General features: G+C 47.3%; 8 protein-coding genes. 1 reads left to right on the top strand and 7 read right to left on the bottom strand.

Annotation, left to right across the window (positions count from 1 at the left end; genetic code table 11):
- Positions 1 to 70: 70 nt before the first annotated feature.
- The 6 genes from AS194_RS12000 to AS194_RS11980 all read right to left on the bottom strand — a co-directional run bounded on the left by AS194_RS12000 (position 71) and on the right by AS194_RS11980 (position 8300).
- Positions 71 to 1786, bottom strand: coding sequence for a TonB-dependent receptor (locus tag AS194_RS12000; protein ID WP_227511652.1), 1716 nt, complete (start codon positions 1784 to 1786; stop codon positions 71 to 73).
- A gap of 29 nt (positions 1787 to 1815) precedes the next feature.
- On the bottom strand, positions 1816 to 2454 hold the full coding sequence (locus tag AS194_RS13975; protein ID WP_227511651.1) for a TonB-dependent receptor plug domain-containing protein: 639 nt from the start codon (positions 2452 to 2454) through the stop codon (positions 1816 to 1818).
- Between the two features lie 350 nt (positions 2455 to 2804).
- Positions 2805 to 4253, bottom strand: coding sequence for an MFS transporter (locus AS194_RS11995; RefSeq protein WP_058025722.1), 1449 nt, complete (start codon positions 4251 to 4253; stop codon positions 2805 to 2807).
- A 41-nt stretch (positions 4254 to 4294) separates the two neighbouring features.
- On the bottom strand, positions 4295 to 6424 hold the full coding sequence (gene fhuB / locus AS194_RS11990; protein WP_083499691.1) for a Fe(3+)-hydroxamate ABC transporter permease FhuB: 2130 nt from the start codon (positions 6422 to 6424) through the stop codon (positions 4295 to 4297).
- A complete protein-coding gene (locus AS194_RS11985; protein WP_227511650.1) occupies positions 6424 to 7485 on the bottom strand; it encodes an ABC transporter substrate-binding protein in 1062 nt (353 codons plus the stop codon). Before AS194_RS11985 ends, fhuB begins: the two co-directional genes overlap by 1 nt.
- 50 nt (positions 7486 to 7535) lie before the next feature.
- Complete coding sequence (locus tag AS194_RS11980; RefSeq protein WP_058025721.1) at positions 7536 to 8300, bottom strand: ABC transporter ATP-binding protein; 765 nt, start codon at positions 8298 to 8300, stop codon at positions 7536 to 7538.
- Positions 8301 to 8487: 187 nt separating this feature from the next.
- Between AS194_RS11980 and AS194_RS11975 the strand changes: the two genes are divergently transcribed.
- Complete coding sequence (locus AS194_RS11975) at positions 8488 to 9753, top strand: siderophore-interacting protein (protein WP_058025720.1); 1266 nt, start codon at positions 8488 to 8490, stop codon at positions 9751 to 9753.
- 166 nt (positions 9754 to 9919) lie between these two features.
- Here the strand turns inward: AS194_RS11975 and AS194_RS11970 are convergent, their stop codons facing one another.
- On the bottom strand, positions 9920 to 10345 hold the full coding sequence (locus AS194_RS11970) for a glutathione binding-like protein (RefSeq protein WP_264753455.1): 426 nt from the start codon (positions 10343 to 10345) through the stop codon (positions 9920 to 9922).
- Between the last annotated feature and the right edge of the window lie 41 nt (positions 10346 to 10386).

The following is a 10386-nucleotide window of genomic DNA, read 5'->3' as shown; positions in this document are numbered from 1 at the left end:
TGTGTCCAACTTATGGGGGTCAGTTCATAAATTTTCATAGCATGAAGGGTTTTTTAATGTGTGACGCTTTTTAGTAATCCACGGTATAGCTCAAACCATACGTCGTGCCTGTCGCAGGCAAACGGTTTAAATCGCCAAAGGTCGTTTGATGATACACGGTCTGATAGTCTTTGTTTAAGATGTTATACACGCCGTAGCCCATACGTCCGACAGGTAATTTGACTTGCCCAAGCACATCAAAGGTCGCATAGCCTGTCAATGGCTGCGCACTCGCGTCTGGGTCGTTCTGTTGGTCTTTATAAGCCTTGTCGCTACCGCCGACTGCCAGCGCTTGCAAGCGAATGTTACTGCCTTCGCTAAAGTTATACTGCGCGTATGCCGTGCCTTTGAGTGGCGTCAGGCGTACTGCATCCAGCTCCAGCCAGTCGCCGTCTTTTTTGTATTGCCCGCGGGTATAGGCAAGGCTGCCGCCAAACTGCCAGTCTTTGTTCAAATCATGCGTGAGCGAGGCTTCAGCGCCGTAAATACGTTCGTCCGTATCGACGACTTCGACGGTATAGTCGTTGGTAAAGCGCACGGTTTTGTCTGAGTCGTTATAAAAACCGCTAACCTTTGCGCTTGTATCACCGCGCTTACCTGTCCAGCCCAGCTCATAGTTATTGATAGAAATCGGCTGAATATTGTCTGAGTTGACCACAAATCCAGCACGCACGTCACGTAAGGCGCGCTGCACGTCAGCCGTGGTAAAGCCTTGCGAGAAGTTAGCAAAGACTTGGTCGTCATCGGTCAACTGATAGCTGCTGCCAAGGTTAAACAGCACTTTGTCATGCTTACTGCTACCCGCCTCAACCGCGCCTGCTTCGTAATCAATACCGTAAGCGTCGGCAATATCACTGATGCCATTGGTCGCAAAATAATCCGCCAATAGCTGTTCATAAATGGGTACAAAACGGTCGGTATCCGATTTGATGTTTTGATAGCGCACGCCAGCGCTGGTATGCCATTTGTCGGTCATATCCACATCGGCATTGACGAACGCGCCCCATTTATCGATGGTGGTTTTTGGTCCGCCGTTATAGCTCAGACCATTACTTGTTGAAGTCAAGCCATTACTTGCAAGGAAGGTAGTCAGGTCTTGGCCATAATAGGTCTGCTCACTCTCTTCACGTTCAAAGTCCGCGCCATAGCTGAACAAGGTGTTTTTACCCATGACATCGGTTTCAGTCTGCATAGCGGCGCGCAGTCCCATCACCTCAATATCGGCTTCAGACTGAGTAACCACAGCCGATGCAGCCAATAATTTTCCTAAGGTTGTTTCATCCGTCAAGCCATTATTTACCCATACCTCTTGGGCTTGTTTGTTAAAAAGCTTTCCTGACGGATAAAAGCGTGCTTTTTCGTCACGGTAATAGCCTGTCAGACTTAGGTTAGAACCCAAAAAGTCACTGTCATTGTAGTTTAGGTTGACCGAGCTTTTGGTATTGTAGGGCTGGTTTTCGATATCGGCGCCATCGATAGCACGTAGTGACGGTGTGGTTCCTTTTAGCAGTACAGACAAGTTATCACCATAATCGACGCCATAATCGGTATCTTGCTCGCTGTCATAATAGGTCGCCGCAAGATTCATGGTCTTGGTGTCACTGATATCGAAGCCAAGGTTGGCGTTGACGCTGACAGTATCGGTGTCTTGGTTGTCGGTTTGGTTGGCGTCAGGGCTGATGCGGTCGCCATGACTGTCGAACTTGCCACCTGTGGCTTCATAATCTATATCGACATTACCATACACGCGCTCGCCACCATAACCAAAGCTATGCCCTACGTGATAGCCAAGCGAGTCGGATTTAAACTCGCGACTACTGTTGATGCCAAGGCGTGTCGCCCTGTAAAGCCATAGCCTGCCGTCGATTTGGTCACGATATTAATCAGACCGCCTGCTGCCCCCGCGCCATAGATGCTGGTCGCACCTGAGAGCACTTCGACGCGCCCAATTTGCTCAGGGTCGATGCTGTTTAGCTCGCGTGACAGACTGCGCGAGCCAGATAATGGCACGCCATTTAGCAAATACTGTACAGGACGCCCGTGCATGGTCGTGCCGTAGTTACTAACCGAGCCGCTGCTCACGCCAAGGCTGGGCACGAGCTGGGCTAAGATGTCCCCAACCGTGCGACTGCCTGTCGCCTGCGCCTGAATGTCCGCCTCATAAATCACTTGCGTGACAGCAGGCATTTCGCTGATTTTCTGTGCCAGCGCTGTGCCTGTTTTGGCATTGGCACTAACTGTAATAGCATCTAAAGTCACACTAGGTACATCGCTTGATGATGCATTCGAGGTCGCTGCAGCGGTGGCCTGCACACCTGATGCGCTTTGTACTGAATTGGCATTGGTTTGGGCGTATAACTGCTGGCTGATACAAAGGGTAAGAAGAGATAGAGCAACGTGATGACGGCTTTTCATAATTACTTCACTTAGGTTGTTTCACTTAGTTGGATAGGTATGCAGTGATATGCGTTATATTTAGCAAATGATACTGTATGTACTAACTTTGTGAATGACATTCTAAATGATAATGATTATTATTTCTATAAGTATTTACAAATAGGTTTTTATAAGTAGCGAGTGACCATGTTGACTGACTTACTGCAATTACCGTCCGTTTCTTTGGTAAATTTGGCGAAATGGTTAGACAGTGACATAAGCGGCTTGTCTCAAAGTTTGTTCAAATAAATAGATAAAAGGGATAAGCCTTCAAGCAGATCGTCATTGACACCGGTAATCTACATGCTGCCCAACTATGAAGTTGATCGTTATGGCGCGCGGGGTAATTTGCAGGCAGAAGGAAGTGTGAACAATAGCATCAACGCGATTATCACCAGTATTTCTTGGATAGCGCTTGCTATGCCAACATCACTACCTGCGGCTAGTAGCTGCGCGCTTCGACTATGGATATAAAGGGTTGTCAACGTGATAACGATGGTAGAGATGATACGGCGACTGATATTATTGAGTGCAGCTCCCTCAGTGACCGAGTCTTTAGGTAAGCTACTAAAACCCACTGTGGTGGTTGGCAGATACGCCAAACCCACGCCGACACCGCGCACACTCATCGTCAATATGAGTAGCCAAAGTGTGGGCTGGTACAAGCACCATGCGAGCATCAAAGTAGACAGCGCACTAATCGTGATACCCGCCATACCAATCCCTCGGGCACCGCGTTTGTCTACCCGCTTGCCAGCATAATGCGTGGTGATACTGGCGACGAGCGTCGCAACCATCAGAACGACGCCTGTCCATAAAGCGCTTTCACCCATCACCTCCTGAATCAATATCGGCAATAATAAAAGACACAGCATCAAGCCTACTGTTTGGGTGATACTAATGACATTACTGTGCAAATAAGTTTTATTGTCGAACAAACCAACATTTAGCAACGGATGGCTCTGACGACGCTCATACGCCCACCAAGCCACGGCTGACAGCAAAAATAAAATAGACAATGCGCCTAATGCCACTATTTTTAACAAATCATCGCGCCTTGAGATACCGTGAGTAAAATCTATTTTGAGGGTGCTCAGCCAAATCATCATCGCCAGTAGCCAGATGATCAAACTGACAAACCCTACCGTATCAAAAGGGCTTGCGGTGTCATGCGTGCCTCTATCAGGTTCAGGTATCAATCGCCACACCATCGCCATAACGATCACAATAAGGGGTAATGTAACGGCAAACAGTGTCCACCATGCAAACTGATCAACCAAATAAGCACCAATCAAAGGACCAAATGCCAAGGACATCATAATAACGATGCCCCATAGCGCCATTATCCTACCGTGCTGCTGCTTTGGGTAAATCTGATACAGCATACCAATTAAGAGCGGAATAATCAGCCCACCACTCAGCCCTTGTACGGCTCTCGCCATGATGACAAAGCTCATATTAAACGCCATCATACCCATGACCGAACCGAGCATAAACCCAAGTACTGCCGCCAAATAGACTGGCTTAGAAGCAAACCTTTTGTTTAAGTAACCGCTCAGCATGAGCCCCACACTCATGGCCAACACATAAGCATTTAGTACCCAGCCGCCAAGCACGATATCGACGTCAAACACTGACATAAATACAGGAATGGCTGGGTTGAGCGCGCTGTTACTAAAGCTGATGACCGTACCACCGAGCAATAAGGTCACTAGTACCCGCCGTACTTGCTCATCGCTCAAGCGCTGATCCCTGCTATTTTTATGAGCGTCATTCATAAGCGCTTGATTGTTGGTTCATCGTTTCATAAAAAGACAAACTAACCATTAGCGATGGTTGGCACTTTACGAATAAGCCATAAGAAATAGCCACCGCCAATGATAGCAGCCACCGTACCAGCAGGTAGCTCATAAGGAAACATCACATATCGTCCAATCCAGTCAGCTATCACCATGATCCCCGCCCCTAACAATGCCGCTAATGGCAACTGCCGCTCGAGCTTTACCGCTCCAAGTGAGGTGGCTAGATGCGGCACCATCAAGCCAATAAAACTCAAAGGACCCACAGCAAGCGTGCTCGCGGTACTAATGGCAGCAACGAGCGCCAGTAGTGATAATGTCACGGGGGTCACTGCCACACCCAAATTACGTGCGACACCCGTCCCTAGACCAAGAACACGTAAGGGTTTGACAATCAATAAGCTAAGTATCAATAAGATAAGCGCAATGCCCATCAGATACCATACTGTACTAGGCTGCGCACTATAGGTAGTGCCTGATAGCCAACTGAGCATCGCTTCGAGACGAGGGTCACCTGAGAGCTTGACCATGTGCATGACCCCATCCATCATGGCAGCGATACCAATACCGACTAACAGCAAATAGCCTGAGCTGACTCTACGTGCCAGCCAAATGACCAACAGCAGCACCGCCATCGCACCTGACAGTCCTGAAATCAGTAACGTACCTGCTCCAGCAGAGAGTCCCAAACTGGGTAATAATAAAAATCCTAAAATCACCCCCAGCGCCGCGCCTGAGCTGACCCCTAAAACCTCAGGACTCGCCATAGGGTTACGCGTTAGCGTCTGTAATAATACGCCTGCGACCGCGAGCATCATCCCTGTTGCCGCCGCGCTCAAGCTACGAGGCAGACGATACTGCTGTGTCAGCGCCCAATCAGTACTAATTCCCCAACCATTGATATCCTGTACAAAAAGACAAGCCAACATTATCGTGATGATAACTCCAACGCTCCATCGCCAAAACACAATGGTCTTGTTTTGACCGCTCATCATAGGGGTGATGGTTTCTATCCGATCGCGGCGCTGGCGCAAAATCAGCCAAATAATCAGTGGCGCTCCTAAGATTCCCGTCATGGCACCAGCGGGAATTTGCATCCCCAGTATCGGCTCAAGCAATAAGGCAACGTTACTGGTCAATAGCAATAACAATGCACCCAGCCCAAATGCCGTGACCAAGCGCTTACCAATGGACGAGATACCTAGCGCATTGACCAAGCTTGCGGCACCAAGCCCTATAAAACCAATCAGCCCAACCTCACTGATGACTAGTGCGGTCACCACCGCCACAATCACGACCACTAAGGCGCGAATACCATTGATAGGCACGCCCAAACGTTTGGCTTGTGAGTCATCTAAGCTCATCAGGGTCAGCGGCTTCAATAAAGGCAGGCAGGCTATCGCCGCCAAGGTCGCTGTGATCATCAATGCTCGACTGCTATCCCAGCTGCTTTGTGCCAAAAACCCAGCGGCCCATGACAACATACCGTTGCTTCTTTCAGCAAAAAATAACACCAATACATTGGCAACAGCGGCAAGCAAGATATTGACGACCAGACCTGCCAGTATCAGAATCAGCGGATTGAAGCGACTAGGCGCGGACAAGGCAAACACCAAGCCCATACTCATGATGGCACCGACAAAGGCCACGTAGAGGCCACCATAACTGGCTAAACTCGGCAAAAATAGCGTCACAATCAACATAGCCAACTGGGCACCAATTCCGACTCCCAAAGTGGTGTCTGATGCCAATGGATTTTTGACCAACTGTTGTAACAAAATACTGACTACGCCCAATAATCCACCTGCCAACAGCGCCACCACGCTGGTCGCAACCAAATGAAGCTGAGTCGCCATACTGGCAATATCAAGCTGCAAACTTGGTAAAAATAGCTCACTGAGTGGGCGTGTCCATTCTCGCTCTAATAGTGCCCAGCCACTGCAGACGGACAAAACCACCAATCCTATGAAAGTCACCCACAATCGCCATACTGTGCTGCTCACGACAGACGACGGAGGCTGAGATGGATGTGGTGGCGGCTTGGGCGATGATGTCATCACAGTTGCCGTATGCGAGGAGGACGTGGAGCCTAGGCTATTAACGCTATGGGTGTTGCTGGCACTGCTCGTATGATTGGTATGAATAGTCATTATATCGCGCCACCTGTTAACGAAACCGTGGATAAATTATTGGCCAGACTGACCAATGACGACATCCCGCCATATATCCAGACTGGCGGCAACTCCGCCATACAGCGGCGCTCACCATAGCCCAAACGCTGCCATACCAAACTGTCCTTAATCTCAGCTCTGGTGATGGGACTGAGTGGGTCAATGATCAGCAGGCAAGTCTCATCATCTAACTGCGCCAAATCACCCATTCGTATCGGTACAAACCCCCACTGATTGCCCTCCCCTAAGACCACAAGCTCTTTGCCCATCTGCTCTAACGCAGGCTGAAATAAGCTATTTGCCACATACATACGCATGTTATTGGCATCCGCAAACTGGACGACCGCGAACTTTTTGATTATTGGATAGCGCTGCTGAAACTGCTGACTGGCAAGCTGTATGTCTTTTTGACTTTGTACAATATAGTCTTCAGCCATCTTGGGATTGTCAATCAATGCACCAAGCGCGCGCGTCGGTTCGGTATAGTCAGCCCACGTTGCCGTTTTCCCTTTTGCCGCAAACATCACCGACTGCGCAGGCACATCACCGTATAAGCTACGGGCATGCTCATAAAAAGCATTATCTATGACCATATCAACAGGAAGCTGTGCAACCAGCTCAGCATTGGGCTGATAACGAATCCCAATATCGGTGGTTGCTGCTGGGAGATGGGGGCGCCCCACCCATCTGTCCCACACTCTGATATCACCAGTGGCAATCGGTGCATGCCCCATCGCCGTCAGCGTTGCAGCATTGCCCCAATCAGGGGAGACGATATTGATACGGTCACTATCAATACGATCACTATTAATACGGTCACTATGGCTGTTTGCTGTTTCGGTAATATCTTTGGGAGGTGATGTATCAAAGTGAGTAATATCTTTATCAGATGCTGAGTGACTACAAGCGGTCAACGTTAGACAGACTAATATTATAAAAGCTAAAAGCGTCTGCCACTTGCGTACTGTTATTGGCGTCACTGACGCTGGCATGAGTATCGAGCGCTTGAATGATTCGTATTGATAAAAAATAGAAAACATAGGAGCATATCTTTTTAGGCGAGTTTGGGTGAAAGAGAAGCGATCTGATGTCAAGCAACTGCAACAGGCTGCCCAGTAATGGGATGACTGAGCAGCTGCATATCCACATTAAAAATATCGTATAATACCTCAGATTGCATCGTGCTTTTGATAGTGCCATTGTGGCAAACTCGGCCGTTTTTTAGCGCAATGATTCGATCGGCATACTGCGCCGCCAGATTGATATCATGAATAATAATCACCACACTCAAGCCCTGCTCATCTACCAAGCGGCGGATAAGCTGAATGACCTCAATCTGATAATGCATATCTAATGCAGCGAGCGGCTCATCAAGCAGTAGGTACTTGGTATCTTGCGCCAAGCACATCGCAAGCCAAGCACGGGCACGCTCACCGCCTGATAGCGTCGATGTAATGCGATCAGCAAAGGCTTCGGTTTGGGTCACCTTTAGCGCTTGATCAACTTTATCTCTATCCATTTGGGTTGGCTTTTGTAGCCACTTTTGATGCGGATAGCGTCCGAGCATCACAAGCTCACGCACGGTAAATCCAGCGGCGTCAGGTAGTTGCTGTGGCAGATAAGCCATATGACGTGCCAGCTCCTTACTGCCGTAATCATTGATGCGAGTATCATCTAAGGTAATACTACCGCTACTACTCGCCATCTCCCCTGCCAATGCCTTAATCAGAGTCGACTTTCCTGAACCATTGTGTCCAACTAGCGCCACCAACTGCTTGATATCAATCTCGCAGCTCACGTTATCTAGTAAAGTATTCCCTTGTCGACTGATGGTCAGTTGGTTTGCACGTAGCATATAGGCACTCATTATTGATAAAAATCAAAATTGATAAAAAGTAAAAATTGGCGTCGATGATGCTTATAGTTTTGAAACAAAAGCGACAATAAAAGAGGATTTTACTCGTAAACGATAATAAAAACAATTATCATTAACCAACTAGACGTTTTATCTCCTCACTTATCATCTGCTTATGAGTATCAATATGGCTAATATCTTCCTATCTTCTGCACATAATACCTATGGTCAAGACAAACCATATACTTCCTTAAACACTCCTGAACTAAACGACATCATCACCTATATCAATGAAGAAAGCCTTGATGAGCTGTTAGGGTTTTTAAACGCATTTACTCCTATATCCACGGCTGAATTGGATAATATAGAGGTGAAATTAACCACCGTTTACGCTGAAGGCCTTGAGTTACAAGTACAGACAAAAAATACAGAATCTCCATCTACCAATGCTCAAAATCACCCTGAACAGAGGCAGACTTTTTTTATTGCCTTTCCTGCAGCCATTACGCATCCTGATGAGCTACAAATTCAATATATTGCACTCAAACAAAAAGCGGATAAAAAGCTGGGTAAAAAAACGATTAAACTGACCAAGCAAGTATTTGATGTGCAAGACAGTTATAGAGTCAGCAAAAATATGCTCCGCCTTGAACTGAACATGCCTACGTTGAATAATACTAACGGCACATCAAACCCGACCTCAGTACCCATCAACGAGGCAGGTTACGCGTATTTATTTGATTTAGAGCACAATGCATTGATTAAAGACACGACAGCTGACAATATTGATGACAGTAAAAATACCTCGCGCCTTGCTCGATCTCATTGTTATTACACCTTAAGAAAAGCATGGCAAACCCCTGCTGGCATACAAGCGTGGGTCGATGTTTTCTTGCATGGCAATACACCGGGCGGTAATTGGGCAAACTCACTACAAGCAGGTGATACCGTAGTGACCAAAAGGGAGTTTCCTGAAAAAATTGAGCATTTGCGTGACGGTCAAGCGTTACTGATCGCTGATGAAACGTCTATGCCAACTGTCGCGAGATTACTCGAGCTATGGGAAAACCCAACACCGCCGTTAGTTGTTAGTGTCACACAAAACGCGGCGGATCAACGTTATTTTGATACCGTAAAAATACGTAGTGGTATTGATATTGGTAGCATAAATAATCGTATTGACAGCAATAGTGAGCGCACTATTAAGAATACCGTTAAAGACAACTTTACTGTACTTCCCATCGTCACCGATCAGCAATGTTCAGGGCAGCATTTAGCGTCCTTAATCGATAATACGATAGGTAATTATTTGATAGATCAACCTATAAAAATTGATAAAGTCTGGGGTGCATTAGAGGCAAGCACTGTCAAGGCACTACGGCCCATGCTTAGAGAGCGGCTTGATCTTAGCCGCGCAGAGGTGGTGATAAAGGTTTATTGGCGTCAGGATTAAATCCATAAGATATGGCTTGTTGACCGCAACAATCGAGCTGAAGATGACAGTTTTTTAGCATTCTCATGCATAGCATTCACCACTGACCTGTTAATGACTAAGGTTTGTAGCAGCAAAGCATTGTACGCTGTTGCTGTTTTTAATCACTTTTTTATTATAAAGCGTTTTACGCCTCTTTGCTGTTATTATCAAAATTCTGCGGGTAAAGCGCGCGTGCAGCAACCTCATCCAACTCAGTTTTAAAGTCGATGCCTTTAGGAATTTTACGCGCTTTTTGCACCGCAGGACGGGCATCAATAGTGGCAAACCAACGTTTTAGATTAGGATAATTATCTAACCCTGCGTCGCCCAATACCACCGTTGCCTTGTCTATCCAACCCCATGCGGAGATATCAGCGATTGAATACTCGTCTCCAACCAAATACTCACGGCCTTCCAAATGGGTGTCGAGCACTTCGTAATGACGCTCAGCCTCACGAAGATAGCGGTTCATCGCATAGGGGATTTTTTCTAGCGCCTTGTGTCTAAAATGCACAGACTGACCAGAATAAGGGCCCAGACCAGTTGCTAAAAACATCAACCATGAGAGCATCTCGCTACGATCTTCTGGCTGTCCTTATCAGAATGCTTATA

It is taken from the genome of Psychrobacter piscatorii (assembly GCF_001444505.1).
GTDB lineage: Bacteria > Pseudomonadota > Gammaproteobacteria > Pseudomonadales > Moraxellaceae > Psychrobacter > Psychrobacter piscatorii_B.
The sequence above is the reverse complement of the archived record's forward strand: the minus strand, read 5'-3'. Positions and strand labels throughout refer to the sequence as shown.